At 43.3% G+C, this 24,161-nt stretch carries 21 protein-coding genes; 9 read left to right on the forward strand and 12 right to left on the reverse strand.

Features of this window, described 5'->3' with window-relative positions:
- The first annotated feature begins 270 nt into the window (after positions 1-270).
- The 3 genes from psb34 (at position 271) to V7K50_RS01510 (ending at position 4,081) form a co-directional block, all read left to right on the forward strand.
- Positions 271-450 (forward strand): photosystem II assembly protein Psb34, encoded by a 180-nt coding sequence (gene psb34, locus V7K50_RS01500; protein WP_334956579.1) that lies wholly within the window; start codon positions 271-273, stop codon positions 448-450.
- A gap of 377 nt (positions 451-827) precedes the next feature.
- A complete protein-coding gene (locus V7K50_RS01505) occupies positions 828-3,041 on the forward strand; it encodes a tetratricopeptide repeat protein (protein ID WP_334956580.1) in 2,214 nt (737 codons plus the stop codon).
- Between the two features lie 296 nt (positions 3,042-3,337).
- Positions 3,338-4,081, forward strand: a complete 744-nt coding sequence (locus tag V7K50_RS01510; RefSeq protein ID WP_334956582.1) for a choice-of-anchor K domain-containing protein — start codon at positions 3,338-3,340, stop codon at positions 4,079-4,081.
- A gap of 66 nt (positions 4,082-4,147) precedes the next feature.
- Here the strand turns inward: V7K50_RS01510 and V7K50_RS01515 are convergent, their stop codons facing one another.
- The 3 genes from V7K50_RS01515 to V7K50_RS01525 form a co-directional block, all read right to left on the reverse strand.
- Positions 4,148-5,272 carry a site-2 protease family protein gene (locus V7K50_RS01515; protein WP_334956584.1) on the reverse strand — a complete coding sequence of 375 codons (1,125 nt, stop codon included), beginning with the start codon at positions 5,270-5,272 and terminating at the stop codon, positions 4,148-4,150.
- Between the two features lie 286 nt (positions 5,273-5,558).
- A complete protein-coding gene (locus tag V7K50_RS01520; RefSeq protein WP_334956586.1) occupies positions 5,559-7,265 on the reverse strand; it encodes a putative bifunctional diguanylate cyclase/phosphodiesterase in 1,707 nt (568 codons plus the stop codon).
- 484 nt (positions 7,266-7,749) lie between these two features.
- A complete protein-coding gene (locus tag V7K50_RS01525) occupies positions 7,750-8,457 on the reverse strand; it encodes a 5'-methylthioadenosine/S-adenosylhomocysteine nucleosidase family protein (protein WP_334956588.1) in 708 nt (235 codons plus the stop codon).
- Between the two features lie 214 nt (positions 8,458-8,671).
- Between V7K50_RS01525 and V7K50_RS01530 the strand changes: the two genes are divergently transcribed.
- The 4 genes from V7K50_RS01530 to hpnH are packed head-to-tail and all read left to right on the forward strand — an operon-like array spanning position 8,672 to position 13,461.
- Positions 8,672-11,353 (forward strand): efflux RND transporter permease subunit, encoded by a 2,682-nt coding sequence (locus tag V7K50_RS01530; RefSeq protein WP_334956590.1) that lies wholly within the window; start codon positions 8,672-8,674, stop codon positions 11,351-11,353.
- On the forward strand, positions 11,353-12,336 hold the full coding sequence (gene hpnA, locus V7K50_RS01535; RefSeq protein WP_334956592.1) for a hopanoid-associated sugar epimerase: 984 nt from the start codon (positions 11,353-11,355) through the stop codon (positions 12,334-12,336). Before V7K50_RS01530 ends, hpnA begins: the two co-directional genes overlap by 1 nt.
- Positions 12,337-12,355: 19 nt before the next feature.
- Positions 12,356-12,502, forward strand: coding sequence for a hypothetical protein (locus V7K50_RS01540; protein WP_334956594.1), 147 nt, complete (start codon positions 12,356-12,358; stop codon positions 12,500-12,502).
- Positions 12,442-13,461 carry an adenosyl-hopene transferase HpnH gene (hpnH, locus tag V7K50_RS01545; protein WP_334956596.1) on the forward strand — a complete coding sequence of 340 codons (1,020 nt, stop codon included), beginning with the start codon at positions 12,442-12,444 and terminating at the stop codon, positions 13,459-13,461. The genes V7K50_RS01540 and hpnH overlap by 61 nt, the downstream gene beginning before the upstream one ends.
- 265 nt (positions 13,462-13,726) lie before the next feature.
- Here the strand turns inward: hpnH and V7K50_RS01550 are convergent, their stop codons facing one another.
- From V7K50_RS01550 to V7K50_RS01580, 7 genes are all read right to left on the reverse strand, one after another.
- Complete coding sequence (locus V7K50_RS01550) at positions 13,727-14,494, reverse strand: HEAT repeat domain-containing protein (RefSeq protein ID WP_334956598.1); 768 nt, start codon at positions 14,492-14,494, stop codon at positions 13,727-13,729.
- A 167-nt stretch (positions 14,495-14,661) separates the two neighbouring features.
- Positions 14,662-15,507 (reverse strand): HEAT repeat domain-containing protein, encoded by an 846-nt coding sequence (locus tag V7K50_RS01555; protein ID WP_334956600.1) that lies wholly within the window; start codon positions 15,505-15,507, stop codon positions 14,662-14,664.
- Positions 15,482-15,763 carry a phycobilisome linker polypeptide gene (locus tag V7K50_RS01560; protein ID WP_334956602.1) on the reverse strand — a complete coding sequence of 94 codons (282 nt, stop codon included), beginning with the start codon at positions 15,761-15,763 and terminating at the stop codon, positions 15,482-15,484. Before V7K50_RS01560 ends, V7K50_RS01555 begins: the two co-directional genes overlap by 26 nt.
- Before the next feature lie 227 nt (positions 15,764-15,990).
- Positions 15,991-16,860, reverse strand: coding sequence for a phycobilisome linker polypeptide (locus V7K50_RS01565; RefSeq protein WP_334956604.1), 870 nt, complete (start codon positions 16,858-16,860; stop codon positions 15,991-15,993).
- A 150-nt stretch (positions 16,861-17,010) separates the two neighbouring features.
- Positions 17,011-17,823 (reverse strand): phycobilisome linker polypeptide, encoded by an 813-nt coding sequence (locus V7K50_RS01570; RefSeq protein WP_334956606.1) that lies wholly within the window; start codon positions 17,821-17,823, stop codon positions 17,011-17,013.
- Between the two features lie 163 nt (positions 17,824-17,986).
- A complete protein-coding gene (gene cpcA / locus V7K50_RS01575) occupies positions 17,987-18,478 on the reverse strand; it encodes a phycocyanin subunit alpha (protein ID WP_334956608.1) in 492 nt (163 codons plus the stop codon).
- Between the two features lie 88 nt (positions 18,479-18,566).
- The gene (locus V7K50_RS01580; protein WP_334956610.1) at positions 18,567-19,088 is read right to left on the reverse strand and encodes a phycocyanin subunit beta; all 522 of its coding nucleotides are present in this window, start codon (positions 19,086-19,088) and stop codon (positions 18,567-18,569) included.
- A gap of 661 nt (positions 19,089-19,749) precedes the next feature.
- Here V7K50_RS01580 and V7K50_RS01585 point away from each other — a divergent pair.
- Complete coding sequence (locus tag V7K50_RS01585) at positions 19,750-20,820, forward strand: aliphatic sulfonate ABC transporter substrate-binding protein (protein ID WP_334956612.1); 1,071 nt, start codon at positions 19,750-19,752, stop codon at positions 20,818-20,820.
- Positions 20,821-20,858: 38 nt separating this feature from the next.
- Here V7K50_RS01585 and V7K50_RS01590 read toward each other — a convergent pair whose 3' ends face one another.
- Entirely contained in the window at positions 20,859-21,524 is a 666-nt protein-coding gene (locus tag V7K50_RS01590) for an HD domain-containing protein (protein WP_334956614.1), read from the reverse strand.
- A 327-nt stretch (positions 21,525-21,851) separates the two neighbouring features.
- Between V7K50_RS01590 and V7K50_RS01595 the strand changes: the two genes are divergently transcribed.
- Positions 21,852-22,190: a hypothetical protein gene (locus V7K50_RS01595; protein ID WP_334956616.1), complete on the forward strand. Its 339-nt coding sequence runs from the start codon at positions 21,852-21,854 to the stop codon at positions 22,188-22,190.
- Between the two features lie 178 nt (positions 22,191-22,368).
- On the opposite strand, the gene V7K50_RS01600 is transcribed toward V7K50_RS01595, so the two are convergent.
- Positions 22,369-24,159, reverse strand: coding sequence for a tetratricopeptide repeat protein (locus V7K50_RS01600; protein ID WP_334956617.1), 1,791 nt, complete (start codon positions 24,157-24,159; stop codon positions 22,369-22,371).
- Positions 24,160-24,161: the final 2 nt, after the last annotated feature.

Here is a 24,161-nt window from a genome sequence, read left to right on the forward strand (position 1 = left end):
GGGAATAGGGAATAGGGAATAGGGAATAGGGAATAGGGAATAGGGAATAGGGAATAGGGAATAGGGAATAGGGAATAGGGAATAGGGAATAGGGACTGGGGACTGGGGACTGGGGAATAGGGACTGGGGAATAGTGGGAGAAGGGGAATAAGCAATGCCCAATGCCCAATGCCCAATGCCCAATGTAACGATTTGTCTAGCAGTTTAGGAGCATATTTAGCATTTATGTAACATAAAATGAACAATAAATAAAGGTAAAGGAATTAGTTCATGCCCTATACAACCGAAGAAGGTGGTCGCCTGAATAATTTTGCCAAGGAACCGAAGATTTATGAAGCAGAACCTCCTACGGAAGGGCAAAAGCGAACCTACATCTTACTAGGAATCGCCGCTACAGCTTTGGTTGTCGGCTTAATTCTAGTCGCCTTCTTTGTTTCCCAAAACAGTTGAGCCTAAAACATTTTAATAAAATTTCATCTTTATAGTTTTTCAGGTTCTGATTTTAATAGGGGCCTGATTTTTTATTTTTTGTTAAAATTGAATTAGAAACTAATGTATAATTAAATACTTTTTTACTTCTGCTATTAATTATGTCAAGTTTAAATTCATCGGTAAGCAAGTTCGTACTCAGGACTTTAGTCCTTATTTTCTAAGCACTAAAGTGCTTACTACAAACTTTTCATTACTAGCTTGACAAAGTACTAGACATGAAGTACCAATTTATCTTGAGCAGCACAACATCGACTTAAAAATTATTTTTATTATGAGTTTAGCCCACTTGAATACACCCAGAAAGGTGATAACTACGTTTTAGCTCTTTAGCCGCTATGAGCGTGAATGATACTGCACACAACAATAATTCTACTTTTAATCGGCAAGTGTATCACCGCCTGAAACTTGCCCTAAGTCTTGGTTTACGACGACAAATATTTTTAGCGGTATGTGATGATTTACACTTAAGAAATCAGGTAGCAGCCCGTTTACATTCTACATTGGCTTATCCTGTTGGACAGGTGCTATATCAGCCATCAAATGCTCAGGAAAATAGCACTCCAGCTTATCCGCGATTAGTCACGTTGCGTTTAAATTTAAACGATCCCAATCCCATAATCCAGATTAATCAATGGTTGGCTAATTATCCACCGCCAATTGTTGGGGCATCAAAAGATACCCCTGGAAGGTCTTTTCCAGCACCAGCATTTCAGATTGTCGGCGTGGAGCATCTCACTAAGCAACCAGTGGCAACACAAAGGTTATTTTTGCACTATCTCCGCTTAAGTGAACAATATTTCTCTACACAAGAATCCAGCCGATTCCTAGAATCTAACTTGCTGTTGTGGATACCACGTCCTTGGTTATCTGCTATCAAGCAATCAGCACCACAATTTTGGCGATCGCGTACTGGCGTATTTGTGTTTGCTGGAGAACCCACAGCAGCAACTCAGAATTCGGGCTATCCAGAACGTTTTTCACGTTCTCGAAGCTTGGATTTAGGGAATATTGAGCAGTCGATTCTAGATGAATCAGTTAACCAAGCAGAACTGAGAACCGCAGCCACTGAGTTAAACTTTGACAATAATTCTGATTTGCCAGTAGAGATCCAAGGGAATAGCGGACATCAAACCCAGGAAGTTTCGCCGTCAACATCAGATTTATTGAAGGCTACACCACAAGAGCAGGAATTTACTAATAGGTCTGGTAGTGGAAATAATCATCAATCCCTGTCATCTTTATCTTATATTAGCAGCGAGTTAACGGAGCTAGTGATAGCAACAATCAACATAAGTACTACTGAAAATACTGAAGATTATTTCCAACCGCAGCAGATTTTGTTGGAGATTGAAGAATTACACAAAAACCAAGTTCCAGGAGAGATACTGGCAGAAGCTTATCATCGCTTGGGTACTTTATACCGTCTTCGTATTGAGCAAGGAGAGTCAACCCTAGAAAATCTGATGGTGGCAATTATTGCCTATCAGGAGGCAATTAGCTATGACGAAAGCTCACCGCAACTCCCAGATATCTTGAATGATTTGGGTACACTCTACTGGATGCTATACCGCACACCACCCAATTCTGAGTCAGGACAAACTTATATAGAGCAGGCAATAGAGTTTTATCAGTTGGCGTTAAAGATGATTTCGCCTCAGACACATTCGGAAACTTACGCTCGTGTGCAAAATAATTTGGGGACGGCTTATGGTGATTTAGCTCGTTTTTCTCACCCATCTGAAAATTGGCAGCAAGCAATTTTAGCCTACAGTGAAGCACTCACCTACCGTACAGCCGATATGGACTCATTAAAGTATGCGGCTTGCCAGAACAATTTGGGTACTGCTTACTGGCATCTAGGACAATACAACCAACCGATTGTGCATTTAAAGAAAGCGATCGCAACTTACAACGAAGCACTTATACACTACAACCCCGAAGAGGAACCGCTCAAGTATGGCATGATTCAAAACAATATCGGTACTGCCTGCTGGCATCTGGCACAACACGAACAACCTGCCCAAAATCTCCAGCTAGCTATAGATGTCTACATTGAAGCTCTCAAGTATCGCACTCCTGCTAATGTTCCCAGTGCTTGCGCCGGTACACAAAATAATCTGGGAACTGCCTACTGGCATCTAGCCAACCTATCTCAGACAACTCAAGAGGCACGGCAGAAGTATCTGCAACTATGTATCAGTGCTTACGAAGAAGCTATAGCTTTGGCTCACTCACTTAGGGGTACTTCTTTAAGTTTTGATTTGCTTGCTTCTTATAATAACCTGGGACTAGCCTATTATCAGTTAGTAATAGATAAGTCTTTTAATGGCGATGTAGCAACACGTTCTCAACATTTAGAAACAGCATTAGATAACCATTTGCAAGCCTTAAACGGATTAAGTAAACAACCAGAGGCTTATCAAATAACCTTTACTTATGTAGTGAAAACTATTCGTGCTTTTCATCATCAATTAGGGATACAGGGACAAAATCTGGCTTTATCTAAAGTTCCTAGTCATTTGTTGCCAGAGATTTTGTCAAAATTATAAAAAATAATAGCTTGATATCAGCTTGACAATTAAGCAGGTAGGCAAGTAGAGTAGCGATGTCTACGACCGGCTATGCCTACGCAATAACTGTTTGACTAATTATGAAGTGGTGGGATTTTTTAACAACCCATAAAGCTAGCTTAGTAAATATAAATTAGTCAATAAGATTTTGGAATAAAATATGAATATTTTATTAAGAAATTCAATAGAATATTGGCGTATTTTCCGTAAAATTACTAAGGTAGACTGGAGACCTACTTTAAAGAAGCTCCAGAATAATAATTAAAACCTAACTTATGAAACTAAATTTTGTTTTCGCTACTGCTATATCTAGTTTTTTTGTGAGTACGGCCACCGGACTTGGTTTCTCTGGCCAAGCAGATGCTCTAACTTTTTCTGGCATCTCTAGTGCTACATGGGGAGTACCTACTCCAGGAACTGTAGATACCAATCCCATATATACAGGCGTGGGAAGCAACTTATTTAGTTGGGGTGATCCTAATGTGTGTCCATATACTCCTATTGGGTGTACCATAACAGGCTCAAATAAACTAACTTTTAATGGCAATTCATTTTCAACTGACATTAACTCTGTATTCAAAATAGCTGAGTTAACTTACTTCAATGGGACGGTACTTGAAGGTACAAGCCTTAAATCTGTACCTTTAAATATCAATGTGTCCTTCAGCCCTCCCGTTGGAACCAGCCAAGTTTTTGACTTTAACTTGCTTCTAGTAAATACACCCAATGATTCAAAAGATCCTGAAACAAATGCAGACTTTGTGTTTCTAGACACGAATTTGAGTAATCAGAGTTTTACCTTTCAAGGCAATAAATACAGCCTTGAGCTAACTGGCTTTAATCCAAACGTTCCCCAGACGAATATTAAGGCTTTTGAAGGAGCTACAACTACAACAGCTATTTATGCAAAAATCAAAAACATACCCGAACCTTCACTAGTAGCGGGTTTATCGTTGCTAGGGATATATCTGATATCTCGTAAAAAAAATTCTTGCAGAAGAAATACTAAGAGCCTTTAACTTACATAATTAGGGCGGGTAAGATACCCACCCCACAGGATTAGATAATTGATTTGTTGGAAATCACTATGCAGGGTTAGGTTGGGTTCGGCTTTGAAGTAGCTGGATAATTGCAGCTTTTTCTAAGATTCCAACTAGAACGCCATTCTTACGAATCACCGGAAGTACAGATAGCTTTTGTTCTTCGAGTAGCTGCATCACTTCCAGCAGAGGTTTATCAGATTGCACTGTGGTAGATTCGGTAATTGGCCGCATGACTTCTTTGACTTGAGTTTCTGACCACATTACTGTTGGGATGGTTCGTAAATTATCAACTGCGATCGCACCTATTAATTGTCCATCATCATCAGTCACTAAGAACCGATGCCAGTTTTGCCCACTGATGACGCGCTCATCGGCAAACTCTCTCAGGGTAAGATTAGCAGATACAATGGGGCTATCATGAGTTACAGCATCCTCGGCTGTCAAACCTGTGAGTTTTTCTTGCACTCTGGCAAATTGAGCCGCATTACCAGCATTTTGTAACAAGAAGAAGCCAATTAACAAGTTCCAAAAGTTACCAAAGCTGCCAAATAATAGTAGGGGAACTATACCAGAAAGAATTGCTATCCAACCAAAGATTTGCCCAACTCGACTGGCAAAGGTTACACCTTTATAAGGATTACCTGTAATTTTCCAAACGATAGCTTTCAGTATATTTCCGCCATCTAAGGGTAAGCCAGGAATCAGGTTAAATAGGGCTAATGCCAAATTAACAGAAGCCAAAACACCAAGAATTGCAGCTAAGGGCCCTGATGCAGCAGTAGTAACACCAATAGCAGTAACGATACCGCATAATAGTAAACTAACTATTGGCCCAGCGATCGCTACCCAAAATGCTTCACCTGGGGTTTTCGACTCTTTTTCTAAGCTAGCCAAACCGCCAAATATAAACAGTGTGATAGATTTAACATCAATCCCCTGACCAATTGCAACGAAACTGTGGCCTAATTCATGGGCGACGACAGAGGCAAATAACATCAGCGCTGTCATCAATCCTAGTAACAAAGCAAATCCCGCAGACAATTGGGGAAATTGCGCCACCAGTCCACTGCTATAGCTCCAAGTTACCAAACCCAGAACTAAAAACCATGACGGATGGATATAGAAGGGAATTCCGAAGAGATTACCAACGCGAATTGTGCCATTCATGTCGTTTACCTTTGATTTCAGCTTCGAGAGGTTTGCTTTCGTCCTTCTCGATGTCTTTAGTGTAACGAAAGGTTAAGAGATTTTAATCTTGATCGGGGTAGTAGTGTCCGTCCCTAAAGGTGCGGTTATTGGCTACGGGCGGGCGAGATGCCCACCCCACAAGAATTAGTTGAGTATTTTTTATTTGTCAGTCCCTAAAGGAGGTGAGTCTCTGGCTTACAGCCGTTTTCATGTATTTGAACCACATCTGTGGTATATTTACCTGAAAATAGCTGTAAGTATGCACCTATACTGCAATTATCTCGATCTGCTGAGAACTTTTCTGCAACATTGGGGTGATTGTATCAGCAGGGACAGGACGACTGAAATAGTAACCCTGACCTTCGTCACATCCCTGAATTTGCAGGTAGTCAAGTTGTTCTTTGGTTTCTACACCCTCTGCCGTGATGCTCAACCGCAGGCTCTTAGCGAGGGCAATAATGGCATTGGTAACGGCGGCGCTATCAGGATTGGACATGACATCTTGCACAAATGACTGATCAATCTTGAGTATGTTCACGGGAAAGCGCTTCAAGTAGTTGAGGGAGGAATAACCGGTGCCGAAGTCGTCTAGAGCCAACCATATACCCAGCTCTCGTAATTGTTTTAAGGTTTTAACTGATCGCTCAATGTCACCCATCAAGAAGCTTTCTGTCACTTCTAGTTCCAGATAAGATGCTTGGAGTCCAGTCTCCTCAAGAATTTGGCTGATTAGATCAACCAGATTTGATTGTTCAAACTGTCTAGCTGACAGATTTACAGATATCCGAATTGGGGTAAATCCAGCAAGCTGCCAAGCACGGTTTTGGGCACAAGCAGTTCGCAAGACCCATTCACCAATTGGTATGATTAAACCATTGGCTTCTGCAATGGGAATAAACTTTCCTGGAGAAATAAAACCTAATGTAGGATGTTGCCAGCGAACCAACGCTTCCATCGCTGTAACTTCTCCACTGTTTAAATCAATCAGAGGTTGATAATAAACCAGCATTTCGTTGCGCCTAAGCGCCCCATGTAATTCATTGTCTAAAATCAATCTCTCCTGCAACTGGGCATTAATTTCCGGCGAATAAAATTGATATTTACCACGCCCTTGCTGCTTCGCTTGGTACAGTGCTATATGACTCTGTTGCAAAAGTTGATCTACGCTATTACGATCATTTATTTCATTAATTGTGATGCCGATGCTGGCAGTAATATGAATCAAGTTACCCTCTACAGAAAAGGGTTTGCTCAGGGTACTTAACAGCAACTGAGATAGCTTAATCACACTTTCAAAAGAAACAATGTCTATGCGGGCAATGGCAAATTCATCTCCACTCAAATGGGCAAGAATATCTGTTTGTGCCATGCAGGGTGATAACCTCTGAGCAACTGCTCTTAACAACAAATTTCTTGTCTGATGCTCCAACCCATGACTCATAGCAGTGAAATCATCAATACCCAATAAAAAGACAGCTACAAGGCGCTGGTTATTTTCAGGTTGAGATAGACTCTGATGAAGGCGATCGCAAAATAAATCACGATTGGGCAATCCAGTCAGATCGTCATAATTAGTGATGTAGTGAATTAACTCATCTAATTTGTGAAGAGTTTGTGAAGTATTTGCCATCAATGTTCCCGCTTCATCAGCAAACTCTGTGGGCAATTCCGGTAGGGTTTTGGTGTTCAGATAATTTTGCAATGCAGCAGATGTCAAAATAACCGGGTTGAGGAGGTGGTGTAGTGCGTAGAGGGTGGCTGCCGTACCCGCTAAGGTAGCCAACAGAGCAATGCTCATAACTCGCGCCGCCATCTCGAAAGAGTAGGAATTTGAGATGAGGAAACTCAAGAGTAAGGTTAAAAGTGGTACATGAGTGCCCAAAAATGCCACCAACATAATTTTAGCGGTGTAACTTTTTTTGAGGCATTTGAAATGAGCTAGGAACGAGTATAAGTAGAGATTGAGATTCATAAATTCTGTTCGATAGTTGGCAAATTAGTTCCGAGCTCTCCTGACAAAAGAGTATTTTTGATTCACAATCTAGTGGAATTAGCTCTCGTGGAACCCAACCTTGATCAGGTCATATATTATGCTTCCCAAGATGAGTTTCTATTTGATCTGTATGACGATAAAGTTTCTGTAAAACTTATTCTATAAGCAATTCCCCAATCAAGAACTGATTGTATTGATTGTTACCAGCTTAGGATTTATTAGTTTGTCTCAAGGTGAGATAAAAGCAAAAGCAACTACATATAAATACAGATAACCATAGATATTTACTGTGGTTGGATTTTATAAATATTGACTTAATCAAGTTGAGATAATTAGTTATGATTCCTACAGTCCAATAAATTATTTAATCTTGTGGGGTGGGCAACATGAGCGATTTTGGCTATGGTCTCTCGTGTCGCCCACCCCACAAAAAGTAATTGAGTATTTTTTATTTGAAAGTCGCTTATTTTAGCTGATTGCCAGAAAATAGTAGATTTGTAACTTGCTGTAACACCTTTAATGCTGTTAATGAACCTCGAATCAGCCGAGTAGCTGCAAGGGGTTGTCGAAGCATTGCGATCGCTAAGGGAAAAGGTTTTAAGGAGCCATCAGAGTTAATTGCTGGTGTCAGATCGGGGATATTATGCTGACAATCGTCGCTGACTACTCGCAGCATTGCCACAGCTACCCCAGCTGCATTGAAAAACTCTAGGGCAGTAAATCCTTCCATATCAACAACATCAGCCGCCAAAGTCTCACCCAAACGGCGTTTTTCGGCGGCAGACGAAATTAGGCGATCGCTTGTTAGTGACTTGACTAAAAGTGGGGAGTGGGGAGTAGTGAGTGCTGAGTGCAATTGTGCTGTAAAATTCCGATCGCATTCTTGCTGCTTTCCCTGATAAACACAATCTTGATACAGCACAATATCACCAAATGTGTAGCGATCGCTCAAGCTGCCACATACACCCATAATCAGCACTCTGGATTTTGGAGCCAGAAATTGTCCATTTCCTAGGGATTCTTGCAGATATTTGAGTAAAGGCTTCATGCCAACAGGTATGGCTACTACCGTAGGGATGGAGCCAGGAAGGCCGCTTAATCCGCGACACACAGCTTGATATTCTGCTCCATGAGGGACCAGAATTGTGTTAATGGGCAAAAAATTAGACACTAGCCCTCTCAACAGAACCAAGTTTGATCTTTGAACTTTCCTTTTGCATTAAAGATTGGGTCATATCTGAGTAACAATAAATAATATTGCCCTTTACTAGTAACCAAAACTCGCAAAACCAAGGCAATTGCTACTGCCAAACATCTGGCTAGGATTGTGTTTTTGAATTTTGAATTGCTTAATAATTGTGTCACCCACACGATAATTTTCCAAGATGGTAAAACTTCATAACTCCAAATCCGCACGAGAACTCTTCAACATTTCCAAATTGGCAATTCAATTTTCGTGGCTGACGGTGAGTTTTTGGATTGCCGTAACGGTAGCTGGTGTTCTGGCTTTCAGTTCCCTGAAGTATGCCTTGTTTCCAGATATTACCTTTCCAGTGGTGGTTGTGAATGCTACAGCCCCCCTGACAACAGCCTTGGATACAGAAGCGAAGCTCACAAAACCCCTAGAAGAACGCCTCCGTTCCCTAGAAGGGCTGGAGGATATCCGCTCATCCACCTATCCTAGTCAAACTGCTGTTAGCCTTTCTTTTGCCGTTGGGACGAATTTAGAAACATCCACCAAAAAGGTTGAAACTGCCCTCAAGCAGCTAACTTTGCCTCAGGGAGCAACTTCTAAAATTATTCCTCTGAATCTAAACGAGTCAGCCGCCATTAGCTATGCCATTGAGAGTCCCACGCGGAATCTCCCAGATTTGACGAAATTGGCACAAAATGACATTGTGAGTGCGATCGCTAAACTACCAGGAGTCCTGAAAGTCTCACTACTAGGTGCTGGTACTGCAACTCCTACCTTAAATCCAACCAATGGGAGTGCAGCTGCTCTTCCCCAAACCGGGGCGACATTAGTCAGATTTAATGGTCAAAATGCGATCGCATTTCAGGTAATCAAACGCGGTAGCGCTAACACTTTGGAAGTCGTGAGTCGCGTTGAAAAAGAAGTTCAAAGGCTACGCTCTACCCTCAAGGATGTCAAACTCACCTTAGCTGCCACCCAAGCAGAATATATCCGCCACGCCACCCAGTCAACCATCGATGCTTTGCTGGAAGCAGTCTTATTGTCAATCGTAGTAATTTTTCCTTTTTTGTGGAATTGGCGGGCAACTCTCATCTCTGCTTTGGCGATTCCGACATCTTTGTTGGCGACATTTATCGTCATGGCGATTTTCGGCTTCAACTTGGAGACAATCACCCTGCTGGCTTTAGCTTTGGTGATTGGTAGCATTGTTGATGATGCGATCGTGGATGTAGAAAACATCATGCGACACATTGAAGATGGGGAAACTCCTCGCCAAGCGGCGCTTTTAGCTACAAATGAAATTGGGTTGACAGTCACCGCCGCCACCTTGACAGCAGTAGCGGTTTTTTTACCCATAGGTTTGATGGGTGGGGTAATCGGTCAATTCTTCAAACCTTTTGGCATCACCGTTTCAGCTGCAATGCTTGCTTCCATGCTAGTTGCTCGGACTTTATCGCCAGTTCTCGCCATCTACTGGCTGAAACCTAAATCGTCGCTCTCACCGCATGGGGAAGCAAAAATCTGGGTGGCATTTACCCAATTTTACAGAAACTTGCTGAGTTGGTCTTTGAATCACCGGAAGATAGTTATCGGGTTAGCTGTCCTCAGCTTCATTGCAGGTATAGCACTGATTCCAGTAATTCCCAAAGGGTTTATCCCCAAACTCGATCGCGGCGAATTTAATATTGCTTACACGGCTCCTTTGCCCAGTATCCCCGATTTGGCCGGACGGGGACAAGAAGGACAAAAAAGTGATATTCCCAGTCCCCAATCCCCAATCCCCAATCCCCTGAACGACTCTCTTGAAGTTGCGAAGAAACTAGAAGAGGTTGTGAGAAAATCACCGGCAGTTGAAACGGTATTTACCACTGTTGGTTCTCGTGAGGGTGAGCCGAATAAAGGGATACTATATGTAAAGTTAAAGAGCGATCGCACAATCACAACTGCGGAATTACAAGATCAATTGCGCTCCTCCTTACCTGCTCTTTCTGGAGTAACTACCAGTGTTGAAGATATTCAATTTGTCGATTCCGGTGGTCAAAAACCCCTGCAAATAGCATTACAAGGTGATAATCTCCCAGCTTTGAGTAAAGCTGTCAAAGCCATTAAAGAAAGGATTCAGAAATTACCCGGATTCGCTGATGTCACAATTACAGGGGAAACGAATCCACAGGGCACGGTTTTTCAAATTGAGCGTTTGAATAATCAGCGCGTGGCCTACATCAGCGCTAATCTTGGCAAGGATCTTTCCTTGGGTGATGCCACTGACAAAGTGGTAGCGGAAGCCAAGGCGGTGTTACCCTCCAATGTTTCCTTAAATTTAGGGGGAGACTCTGCCCGTCAAGGTGAAGTCTTTGGCAGTTTCGGAACTACTCTGGCTTTATCTGCCCTGTGCATTGTTGTAGTACTATTTTTACTATTCAAAACCTGGGTAGATCCTCTGGTGATTGGTGTCTCTTTGCCCTTAGCACTAGTGGGGGCAATGTTGGCGCTACTGATTACCAAGAGCGACTTTGGGATGATTTCACTGATTGGCTTCGTCTTTTTGCTGGGGCTAGCAAATAAAAATGCGATCTTGCTTGTAGATTATATCAACCAGTTACGCAACGCAGGCTTAGAGCGCACCGAGGCAATCCTCAAGACTGGACTAGTGCGCCTGAGACCAATTATGATGACCACCGCTTCCACTATTTTAGGGATGCTACCCATCGCTTTAGGTTTGGGTGCGGGTTCGGAATTGCGATCGCCTATGGCTATAGCGATCGCTGGTGGATTAGTAACTTCAACTATCCTCAGTTTGATTGTTGTGCCAGTAGTTTACACCATTTTGGATGATTGGTTTCCCCGATTTAAGAAGAGGGGGACAGGTTGATGCAGGTTTTTGTCACGGGGGGTACAGGTTTTATTGGTGCCCACTTGGTACGGTTGCTGCTGCAACAAGGTTACACAGTTAAAGCATTGGTACGCCAGAGCAGCAATTTGCAGAATCTACACAATTTGGATGTGGAAATTGTCAAAGGCGATTTAAATTCACCAAATCTCTGGCAACAAATGGCAGGTTGTCAATACCTATTTCATGTCGCAGCCCATTATTCTCTGTGGCAAACAGACCGAGAATTACTCCACCGTTACAATGTTCTGGGTACGCGCAATGTCTTAGCAGCAGCTCACAAAGCTGGCATTGAACGCACCGTTTATACCAGTTCAGTGGCCGCAATTGGTGTAGGATCATCAGGGGAAGTTGTGGATGAAACACATCAGAGTCCCTTAGAAAAGTTGGTGGGTGACTACAAAAAGTCTAAGTTTCTGGCTGAACAAGAAGCAATGCAAGCCGTTGCTACAGGTCAGGAAGTAGTTATTGTCAATCCCAGTAGTCCTATTGGTTCCTTGGATATCAAACCTACCCCCACAGGTGATATAATTTTACGATTTTTACGACGGCAAATGCCTTTTTACTTAGATACTGGTCTAAATTTTATCGATGTGCGGGATGTGGCATGGGGGCATCTACTGGCTTTACAACGGGGTAAATCAGGCGATCGCTATATCTTAGGTCATCAAAACCTCAGTCTCAAGCAACTACTCGAACAACTCGCCGAGATCACAGGTTTAAAGGCACCTCAACAAACTGTACCTGCTTGGTTGCCCCTTAGTGTTGCCTGGGTTGATGAAAAGATTCTTGCACCCTTGGGTAAATCGCCCTCAGTGCCATTGGATGGCGTGCGGATGGCGAAACAACCTATGTATTATGATCCGACAAAGGCTGTCCGAGAATTGGGTCTACCGCAATCTTCGCTGAAGGCGGCACTCAAAGATGCTGTGGATTGGTTTGTTGCTCAGGGTTATGTCAAATGAAAAATAGAGCAATTCACCTGTGGATGCAATCCGCGCTAGGGTAGCACAAGTACCCAAACCGACAATGACTGTGGTGTTTTTATATAAAGAGGAGCGATCGCAACAATGGCAGTTAATATACAACAAGCGATGGATATTGGGAAGTATCTGGTTACGCAGCGTTTGAAAGGACGTAAACGCTTCCCCCTAGTATTGATGTTGGAACCTCTTTTTCGGTGTAATCTTGCTTGTACTGGTTGTGGTAAAATCCAACATCCAACGGAAATATTAAAGCAAAATCTCACCCCAGAACAGTGCTTTACCGCAGTGGAAGAGTGCGGCGCACCGGTTGTTTCAATTCCTGGCGGAGAACCTCTGCTACATCCGCAAATTGATCAGATTGTCCAAGGATTAATTGAGCGCAAGAAATATATTTACTTGTGTACCAATGGTTTGTTGTTAGAAAAGAGCCTGGATAAGTTTCAGCCTTCCCCTTACCTGACTTTTAGTGTGCATTTAGATGGAATGCGGGAGTTGCACGATCAGTGCGTCGATCGCAAAGGTGTTTTTGATATTGCTGTCAAAGCCATTCGCGCTGCTAAAGCTAAAGGCTTTCGGGTTACGACTAACACCACTATCTTTGAAGGTACTCAACCCAAAGATATGCAAGAGTTCTTCGACTTTCTGGAAACACTAAATACTGATGGGATGATGATTTCTCCCGGCTACAGTTACGAGTGGGCACCAGATCAAGATCATTTTCTCCACCGAGAACAAACCCGCGCCCTCTTTCGGGAAATTCTGGCTCCATACAAAGCTGGTGAAAAAAACTGGAACTTCAATCACAATCCGCTCTTTCTCGATTTTCTCATCGGTGAGAAAGATTACGAATGCACACCTTGGGGTAGCCCAAGTTATAGCGTTCTCGGTTGGCAAAAACCTTGCTATCTGCTGAACGAAGGTTATTACTCTACCTTCAAAGAATTACTAGCACAAACTGACTGGAGTCAATATGGCCTGAAGAGTGGTAATCCCAAGTGTGCAGATTGTATGGTTCACTGTGGCTACGAACCCACCGCCGCAATGGATGCAATGCAACCGCAAAATATGGCGCGTGCCCTTGGTAGTGTGTTTGGTAGGAACTAGTAGTCTGTCAAGAACTAATTGACGGATAATTAAATGAGTAATGAGTAATGGGTAATAAGTAATGAGTAATACCCATTACTTATTACTCATTACTTCAAAATCAAAGACAGTTGGAGTCGGGGATTTAGCAACGGACAAGGAGGTTAGGACATTAACTGATGATATAAACCTATATATAAAAAGACTTTCAACCCAGTCCCCAGCGATGCACTGAGCTTGTCGAAGTGTCCCTAGTCCCCAGTCCCCTGCTATACTATGGGGTGGTTCACCGTCTGCCAGCACCACGATAAGGCACTTCAGGCACTTCAACGTTTTCTAGCTTTCTTTTGGGTGCAAACACTTCTTGATGTTGCTGCTGCTGCTGCTGCTGAATTTTTTCCTGTGCATACTTTACACGGGTGCGAACTCCCAGATCGACATCTGTATCAACTATTTGCTGAAGTCGATCTGTAATCCGCGACACTTGATCGGGTAAAGTGACTGCTATGGCGTTGCCGCTTTGCGGGTTGTTGCCAGACATCGCTAATGTTTCTAAACTCGTCACTGCTGCATAGCGCACTACCCACTCTGGATCTTGAGAAATTAGTAATAGCGCCTCTAATACCTGAGTCTGAACAGATTGCACTTTCTCAGGCGGTACTTGCTGCCAGCGCAAAGTGCCTAATCCCCTAGCAGCTGCCCGCCGCACACTTAAGGAAAAATCGGTTTTTGCCGCCTCTAACAAGGTATCTAGCGCCCGGATATCGCCAATTCCCGCTAAGGCACGAATTGCCCAGGCTCTAGCACCGTAGTTGTAGTCATCAATTAGTTGCAAGAGTGGCGGGACTGCGGCTTCCCCGATGGCAATTAGTCCATCTACCGCCGCCACCGCCGCCCCTGGATTGTTATAGCCCAAAGCTGCAATCAGGGTGGGAACAGATTCCTCTATACGAGCTGCTGCTAACTCTTGAACTGCGTCTACTAAGCGTTCTGAAGAATCTGCTTCTTGCACAGCACGGATCAATATTTGGGCAAGATCACTGTTATTCATCATAATTTATCATGAGTGATTAGTGGTCAGCCAATTGTAGCTTAAGTTATCCGTAGTTGACATCATACACAAACCCCATAACCCTGATTTTGCAGTTGGGTTGGGGATTTATGTGTGATAAACATTTAGTTTAAACGTATTAATGACAACTAATTCCTGGAAAATTATGACTACAACAGCGAGTCCATCAAATTAATCACTTTAATCGCACCTACTGACAAAGTGCTTGTTGCGGTGTGGTTAACTTGATATTCTAGCAATCCTTTCAGAGAAATTAGCTTCAGACTATTTTCGGCAAGAGTCTCGGCGATCGCATCTGCTGCGGGTAGATATCCAATGGCTCCCAAATCTGCTAACACGGCTCGACGCAATTGCAATTTCTCTCCCGCCAGAGCTTTTACCAACCGTTCTCCATAAACTGGTTCTTGGGTTAATTGATACATAGCTCGTGCGGCAGCATATTGCACCAATTCGATTGGATGCTCTAAGAATGGCTTTACCAAAGGGGTAAACTCAGTCGCCCTCAAGGTTCCCAAGGCTTCTAAGATGGCATCGTAGGGTTGAGATAAATCAGGCTGTTTTGATACCAGATCCTCTCCCTGCAAACCTACTTGTAATAGCTTAAATAGGGCGGGAATACAAACCGGATCACCCAGCATCTCTAAAGATTGTGCCGCCGCTTCCCGCACATAAAAATCTGAGCAGTCTAAACATGCAATTAAAGGTGATACTGCCTGGCGATCGCTTAGTTTCCCTAAAGCCCTAGCTGCGTTCCGTCTCAGAGGATATCCGCCTTCTGGTGTCCGATCGGCTTCATCCTCTAAAGCTTTAATCAATCCTGTAACCGCAGCTGCTTCACCGATCCGAAATCTACCCAACCACCAAGCAGCATAAAATCGCAGACCTAAATCTGCACTTTCAAGATTAGCGATCGCTTGCTCTACTGTCAAAGACTCACCGTTGGCAAAGTCACCTGTCGGTGATAAATCTTCAAATTTCTGCGGACTTGAATTCATTAGAAGAAGAAGGATCGCTTTGTTCGCTAGCTGTTTTAGCTTCAGGGTTCAATGGCTGAATGCTGACTATTTTGCCACCCAAGCGAGTAATCCTCTGCATTTCTTTATTCATCCGGTTCTCAGGTACTGTGAAGAACACAGTGGCACTAGAACGAATGGGATAGTTAGTTTTTTCGGTTTCTTCGCTTTGGCGCAGACCCACTACTTCATACCGGAAGTAACGACTACTCGTTCTACTACTAATTTGTCCAACCATAAAATTAATTCCCCATTTTAAGTTGTCATTAGTCTTTTGTCATTCATAATTACTCTTCGGGTTTGCCAGTTGCTCATGAGGGAAATCCCCTTCTCTACGAGACGCTCTGCGTTCACGTAGTGTCTCGCAGAGAAGGCGCTAGCCTCTCACGGATGGGAGAAGACCGCACTGGTTCACCAATGACTAATGACCAATGACTAATGACCAATGACTAATGACCAATGACTTTAAAGTGGTTTCACGCTGGCGATTTTACCACCTTGTTTTACCACTCTCTGGAAGTAACTAGATAGTTCTTCATAAGGGATGATCACCGCTTGATTGACACGGCGTGTGCTAGGATACCCAGCGCCAAAAATGCCTGCCACTTCAATGCGATAGAGTCTGCCATCTTTACCAAAAGTTCCTGCACCACCGAAAGTACTGTTGGGGGTAACGCCTTTTTCAGAAGCAACGTATGAGAAGCCTGAAGGACCACCGGAGGGAGGAACAACGATGGATGCACTATTGCGACCTAGTTCGGCGGCTAGGCGAGAGGATTTGCCTTTGAGTTGGGAGGTATCGCTACTGGCATAGCCACGATAAAGTTGGAAGATCCGGCTAAATCCGACAGTTTTCTGTCCTGTTTGAGTTTTAAAGCCGCGATAGTAAGGCACTATATTTTCACCAAAGCTAGATTGATACTCTGGCGAATCAATATAAGAATCAATGTCGGCTTCAAATCCCTTATTTTGGTACAAGTCCAAGTGATAAACCACCTCAGACTCATCATAAGGGGCACGACCCAACAAATGTTTATAGTTGAGTTCGATGACGCGAGTTTGGAAATTGTCGTAGAAAAATTTGGATTTGTAGAGTTCTGATTTAGCTACTTGACGCACAAACTCTTGGACTGTATTTTTTCCATCGCGCAAGATAGATTCAGCACTTGTGAGGCGGTCAGATGTCAATATGTAGTTGTTGCCCAAAACCTGACGATAGACGGCAGCAATTACTCTCTCAATATCTTCTTTGGTTGCATTAGGACGCAATTCCACAGGAGACTGATCGCTAAAAGGTTCTGTTCCCAGACGGGAAGCTGCTGTTGTAATAGCCATTGGTAATTTTCCTTTTGTAATTGGTAATTGGGGACTGGGAATTAGGGATCGGGGATTGGGTACTGAGTATTGGGTATAGGTTATGCCCTTTCTCCTCCTAGTCCCCAATTCCTAGTTCCCAGTCCCCAGTCCCCAGTCCCCAGTCACTATTTATACGGCTGTAATGCTAATCACCTTACTGCCTCTGCGATTCAACTGCTGCAATTTACTCGAAAGTTGCTCGTATGGTACGATCAATTCCGCAGTACTGCGCCGCACTACAGTTGAGTTTGGAGAAGCTGCTTGTAGCACTCTGATGCGGTATGTTTCGCCACGCCCACCTGTAGAGAGACCTGTTAAGGCTCCGGCGGATACTGGGTAAATGGGTGAAGCTAGATTCTTAGCCACTTCCCAGGTTAGGCGTCCTTGTTTTTGTCCTTGAGCGCGATCGCTATTGGCATAACCGCGATACAGTTGGAACAGTCGGCCAAATCCAACGTTTTTCAGTCCTACTTGGCTCTTAAAGCCTCGGTAGTAGGGCACAATGTTTTCGCCAAAACTCTCTTGATATTCTAATGAGTCAATGTAGGAATTAATCTCAGTTTCGTAACCTTGTGAATTGTAAAGCTCAACATGGTACGAAATCTCTGACTCATCTTGCGGGGCACGCCCCAATAAATGCTTATAATTCAACTCGATAAACCGAGTTTGCGAATTGGAGTGGAAAAACTTATCCCGATAGAGTTCTGATTGAGCAATGGCTTGCACAAATCCCCGAACTGAGATTGCACCTTGTTGCAACAGTGATTCCGCACTGACAAGACGCTCTCCTTCCAGGAGATATTCATTACCCAAAACTTGACGATAAGCCGCCCGGATAATCACTGCCACGTCCGCTTCTGTTCTATCAGGGCGTAGTTCTACCAGTGGCAAGTTTTCAAATCCTCCAATCCCTAATCTTGCTGCTTGTCCCAAAGCTGCCATATTTAACCTCCTCAGTTTTAACTGCAAAACTGAAAACTTTTTAGAAAATTTTTTTTCTAGTCTTTTAACAGTTTCTTCAAAATAAAACTGCCCGGAGAGATAAGCAACTCATAGAACTTACTGGTCATAAGAGCTGATTTCCTCTCCGGGCTAAAGAAATACTCTAGCTTAGAGTATTGATTACATAGTCGATGTAGGAATTTGCTTCAACAGCTGGGTCGCCACTTAGACCGTGGTTAGCTTTGATGTACTTCAGAGCTTCAATGTACCAGCTAGGAGACAAATCAAAAGTGCGGTTGATTTCAGCCAAGCCAGAAATCAAGAAGTCATCCAAGGGGCCTGTGCCACCAACAACTAAAGCGTATGTGATAATCCGCAAGTAGTAGCCAACGTCACGAACACACTTGCCTTTACCGCGTGCATCAGACGCGAAGTTAGGGCCTTGTTGTTGAGTGGTGTAAGGGAACTTGTTATAAACTGCTTGAGCAGCACCTTCGGTCAAGCGTTGAGCATTAGCGCTCAATGCTTTTGCTGCTTGTAAGCTAGCTGGTGCTTGGCGGAAGCGACCAAAAGCAACTTGAATTTCGGTGCTGCTGAGGTAACGGCCTTGAGAATCAGCTGCTGAAATCGCTTCAGTTAGAGGTGTTTTTGTCATTTTGGTATTTCCCTTTTACAAACTTTTGGTTGAAATTTTGTTTTGTCCTAATGGACAATTATCTCAGTCAATAGCAGCAATATCTGCCTTAAGCTACTGCTGAAGCAGCACGATCAAAATAGCCAGCGATTTCAGACGCTAAAGCGCTGCAATCGCCTCTGGTGATGTTGTTGGTATCGTTAACGATGGCTAGGGAAGCTGCTTTCAGCTTCTGAATACCAACAGCAACTGATGCTCCTGGGGTTCCCAATGCTAGATATGTTTCGCGCAAACCATTCAGGGCACGGTCATCTAGGACGCTGGAATCGCCAGCAAAGATAGCATAAGTGATATAGCGAAGAATGATGTCCAAGTCTCTGATGCAAGCAGCAGCGCGACGGCTGGTGTAAGCATTACCGCCGGGAGCGATCAATTGAGGTTGTTCTGCCCACAATTCACGAACCGCAGCAGCAACAAGAGCAGATGCATTGCTGGTAATCCGGTTAACGGAATCTGCACGCTTGTTACCATCTTTGACTAGTTCGCTCAATGCATCCAATTGTGCATCGGTGAGGTATTCCCCACGTGTATCAGCTTGGGAAACTACTTTTGCAAATGCATCTAAAACCATTGCCTTAAATCTCCTAATTTGCTTGGTTAAGAATAATTGGACTCAAAACTGAATGGTTACAGTTGATTTTTGATGTCAGCACTGCCTGACGAGTTACGAAAGGTTTAAAACAGACATCTCAAGAAATAAGTTTACGATCTCCAGGCTTTCAGATTAAAACTTTTGTTAGAAAACTTCAAACTTCTGTGAACGACTGGAAAACCTGATTAAGATGTTGTTTTTTCCTTCTAAGTTCTCTTTATACAATGCTGCCGCCTCATTATTTATTACAAATTATTGTTATGTTTGTTAATTTAATTTACATAAGTTCACATTCTTGTGCCTATGTAGTTTGGGAAAAGTTAGTACAGCACGCCGGAAATAACTATCGAGTTAAAAAGCCAATGAAATAAGCAGCATTACCGTGCTTTTTAACACCAAATATCTACACTACTACGTGAATATTTGACTACTCAACAACCTAATCTCTGTCTCCTGCCTATCTTCTGAAATTGCAGGATTAATAAACCAAAGAAAAAAGACTTGATTTTCGATGAATTTCCATGATAGTCTGCGTTCAGTTATAAACTACGGCTTATTCACGTATTTACCGTAGTTTGAATTGCACAGTGTGTTTGTCATTTTGCAAACTCATAGTTAATGGAAACGCAAATCACCACTTATGGTATATATAAAGTTCTTTCGCCATTTCACATGGCTCTTAGCACCTGGGTTGTTAACCTTGGCAACTTCGTTAACATTGGTTAGTTGCACAGCCGAAGGGGAAAAAGCTCAAAGCCCATCTGCTGCTACAAATGTATCTGATACCAATTCATCTGGAATCAAGGCGAAAGTACTCCGCATCGGGTATCAATCAGCAGGCGATTTGGTCAGATCACAAAAAGTATTAGAAAAGCGTCTGCAACCTTTGGGAGTTAAGGTGGAGTGGGCGCAATTTGTCCAAGGGCCACAACTAATGGAAGCGATGAATGTTGGCAAAATCGATTTGGGTGCTGTCGGGGAAACCCCACCCATTTTCGCCCAAGCTGCTGGCGCTCAAATCGTTTATGTTGTTGGCTCTCGACGCACTGCAACTACAGGTAGAGCAAGTGTGATTGCTGTCCCACCAAATTCTCCCATTAAGAGCGTCAAGGATCTCAAAGGACAAAAAATCGTCTTCCAAAAAGCTTCTGCATCTCACTATTTTGTCTTTAGAGCTTTGGAAGATGCGGGTTTAAAGCCCAGCGATATTAAAATCCTGAGTATACCCACAGTGGAAGCTAGTAGTGCTTTTCTAGAAGGAAAAATTCCGGTTTGGGTAGCTGGCGATCCTTATCTAGCTTTGGCTGAAAAAGCAGGTAAGATCCGAGTAATTAAGACTGCCGAAGGACTTGATACCCCTGGTGCATACTATGTTGGTGCAAGGAAGTTTGCGGTTGAGAATCCAGGAATTCTGCTAATAGTGATTGAGGAGATTGATAAACTCCAGCGTTGGGCTGAGGCAAATCCCAAAGAAGTAGCAAAAATTATCGGGCCAATCCAAAAACTACCTCCTGACATTATCGAAAAGGTAGTTAGCCGCCGCAGTTATGGCTTGAGAGGCATTTCCCCAGAGTTAATTAAGGAACAACAGCGAATTGCAGATTACTTCTATAAATATGGTGTGATTCCTAAAGATGTGAATATTCAGGAAGCTGTGCTGACACCTGAAGAGTATGCGGCAATTACTCCAGAATCAATTAGCCAAAAATAGGTTGAAGGGGCAGAAGCTAAATGCAATCTTTTGTAATGTTAATCGCTATGAAACGAACCAGACAATAAAGACTGAATTTCTCCCTGGATATTGCCACGGGCAGAGGGTTCGGCGAACTCTGCCATTAAAGGTGTGAAGTAGATATGCGATCGCTGTAAAAATCTTTCTAAAACCTGCTGACGACCTATGATATAATCTTGATCTTTCACCCAGGCATATTCTTGACGAATAGCATGGGCGTATTCACCATACTGCATCGGGTTAGTAGCCAAAATCGCTAAATCTGCATCAAGTAAAACTTGGCTATCATAGTCATCAACCCCAGCTTGGTGGTCTTTAGTATTCAAAATGAGACGGGTGACAGTAGTTATGATACTTTCTGCAATACCCAAATTACTCAGCAACTCAAAGGCATAGTCTGCACTTCGTCTTTCATTATCTTGAGCTTGAGAGTCATATACTACATCGTGAAACCAGGCAGCTAGTTGAACAGCAGCTAGGTTGTTGGTGTAGCCTTGCAAAATCTCAATTGTGCTGAGGACGTGATCAAGGTGTTTTAGTGTATGGTAATAGCGACCTGGAGTAGAGTAAGCTGCAACCAACTGATTAAAGGCTTTTTCAGCCCCTATCTGTTCAACACCAAAGGGTTGGTGTGTATTTTGCCACTTATAAAATAAAGTATCCATAAAGTTTTCTGTAGGCATAAAGGCAGTATACCCATTCTTAGTATTGGAAAAAATAAGTACATTCTATTAAAACAGCAGTAGAAGACTTCAAGTAGAACCTCAGATTCTAACTCCGTTAGCAGAAAGAGGGGAAAAATTTTCCTCCCCTTACTTGCAGCTACGGTGTACACACAAGTCTAACCAGTATAAGTTTCAACTCTTCTATTAGGGGACTTCCAAGAAATAAATTACCCAATCTTGTGGGGTGGGCAACATGAGCGCCCTATGGACTGGGCGGGCGAGACACCCACCCCACAAGAAGTAGTTGAGTATTTTTTTTAATTTGGAAGTCCCTAGTTTCGTCGGGTGCGTTATAGACACGCCGAAGTAACAAATGCGTTCACCGAAATAACAAATGAGTTCCCCGAAATAACAAATGCGTTCGCCGAAGTAACAAATGCGTTCGCCGAAATAACAAATGAGTTCCCCGAAATAACAAATGCGTTCACCGAAATAACAAATGAGTTCCCCGAAATAACAAATGAGTTCGCCGAAGTAACAAATGAGTTCGCCGAAGTAACAAATGAGTTCGCCGAAGCAACAAATGAGTTCGCCGAAATAACAAATGCGTTTACTGAAATAACAAATGAGTTCGCCGAAATAACAAATGCGTTTGCCGAAATAACAAATGCGTTTGCCGTATGACAGGCGTGGGGAAGCCGCGAAGAAACGGGCGATTGATTTGCTGAATGTACTGTATAACAGGCGGAAAAATGGCTAATGACAGATTATTGAGAATTAGTTGTGCGTTACTCTTTACTCAATCGAGCCTAACGCAGTACTCGGTATCTCGGCGGACACCCTAGTAACTATGTGATCCCTTTTATATCCCTTTTTCTAATTCCTCTAACAGTACACCAGCCTCTTCATAGGCAACCTTGTAGGTGTAATTAGGGGGACCATCGCAGATTGCTAACCGTCGTGCTTCTGTTGCATGAAATAACGCCTTTTGTCTGTCGTCATCTGCTAGTGCTAGCTGTGCCAGAAACAGATGTACATCTGCCCCTTGCAGCACATAACCACAGCGTTCTGTTATCTCCAGCGCTTCATCAGCAAGCCTGAGCGCTTCATCTCGCTCTCCTGTTGCTAACCGCAGTCGGGCTAGTTCCAGCAGAATATTTGCCTCCAATCGTACTAAATTAATCGCACGACAACGGGTGATTGCCTGAGTTAAATCGCGATCGCTTTCCTCTATATTGCCGTTAACTCGGTGGGCTGCACCGAGTAGCCAGTATGCCTGCACGTAGTCCCATACATCAGGATATTTTCTGCGTGCGTACTCATCTGCCAATTCTAGCGATCGCTGGGCTGCGACTAGGGCAGTGGCAACGGGATTAGTATCTTGTTCCGTGATTTGGGACTCGCGGTTTAATAATGTACCAATAAAGTTTTGGATTCTTCTTGATATAGATTGTCTAGCTGGTATTTTATTTTTACGCAAGTCCCTTTGCTCTACTAGATGGAGTAAGGTAGTAGCCCGTACTAAAAGCAGCGCCTTTAATGCTCGATAACCCCATATAAGTACTTGCTCTCCTATATTTCCCCTCTCCTCAACTATTGCCAAGGCTGTTGATAATTTTGCTTCTGCCTCAGTCCATGTCCCTCGGTAAGCTAAGTGTCTTCCTAATTCCCGATACCCCCGCGCCTCATCAAACTCATTTTCAATCTCTTGAGAAAGGGCAATAGAGCGGTGCAAGTTGGTTTCGGCTGCTTGCAGGTTGGCCAATTGCAATTGAATTAAGGTTAAGTTTCTCAAGTAAATAGCAAGGTTTGTCTTGTTGTTTTGTTTTTCACTTATTTCAATAGCTCGCTCATAGGCAGGTACTGATTTATGGGGTTGACCACTGTCATCGTAGTTCATTCCAAGTGAGTTCAGTGTTGAAGCCTGCTCCCACTTACCCGTCAGTCGCGGCAGTTGCTCTTCACGACTAGGGAAGAGGGCATTCAGGAGTTCAATATTCAACTGATATGCACCAAATTGTAGGCGAGTGGTTTCACCGATGCGATCGTTGAATAAGTCAAAAGCCTCATCATACTGCCCAGCCTTTACCATGTGATGATATAGCTCAATCACAGGATTCAAATCATCCAAACTCTGCACTCGCTCTGGTGGCGGTACTGCGGCAAAGTAGTCTCGCAGTTGACTGTGTACAATACTGCGCTCATTACTACCGAGGCGGTCATAAGCGTAGCGGCGAACAATGGGGTGCAGGTCATAGCGGTGATTTGGCTGGTCATACTGGAGTAAGCCCCGACTCACCAAGTCTTGTAAATCAGCATTAAGGGACTCGCGTAAAAATAAAATATAAGTTAGACAATTTATATCAAGAAGAATCCAAAACTTTATTTGTACATTATTAAACCGCAAGTCCCTAAGAGTATTATTCTCCTGTGCGGCTGCTATTTCCCTCAAGTTTTTGTAAGCCACCGAACCCCGGAAACAGGCAATTTGACTCAATAACTTTTGGCGTTCTGGCGTTAAGCTGTCGTAGGTTTGCTGTAAAACATGGTGTTGGCGTTGCACTAACTGACCACTGACATCTAAACGTGCTGCTGCTGCAATATCACCAGGTTGTTGAGCATCCTGAACAATTAAGCCAGCTAAGAGGCGCAAGC

Source organism: Nostoc sp. (genome assembly GCF_036917135.1).
Taxonomy (GTDB): domain Bacteria; phylum Cyanobacteriota; class Cyanobacteriia; order Cyanobacteriales; family Nostocaceae; genus Nostoc.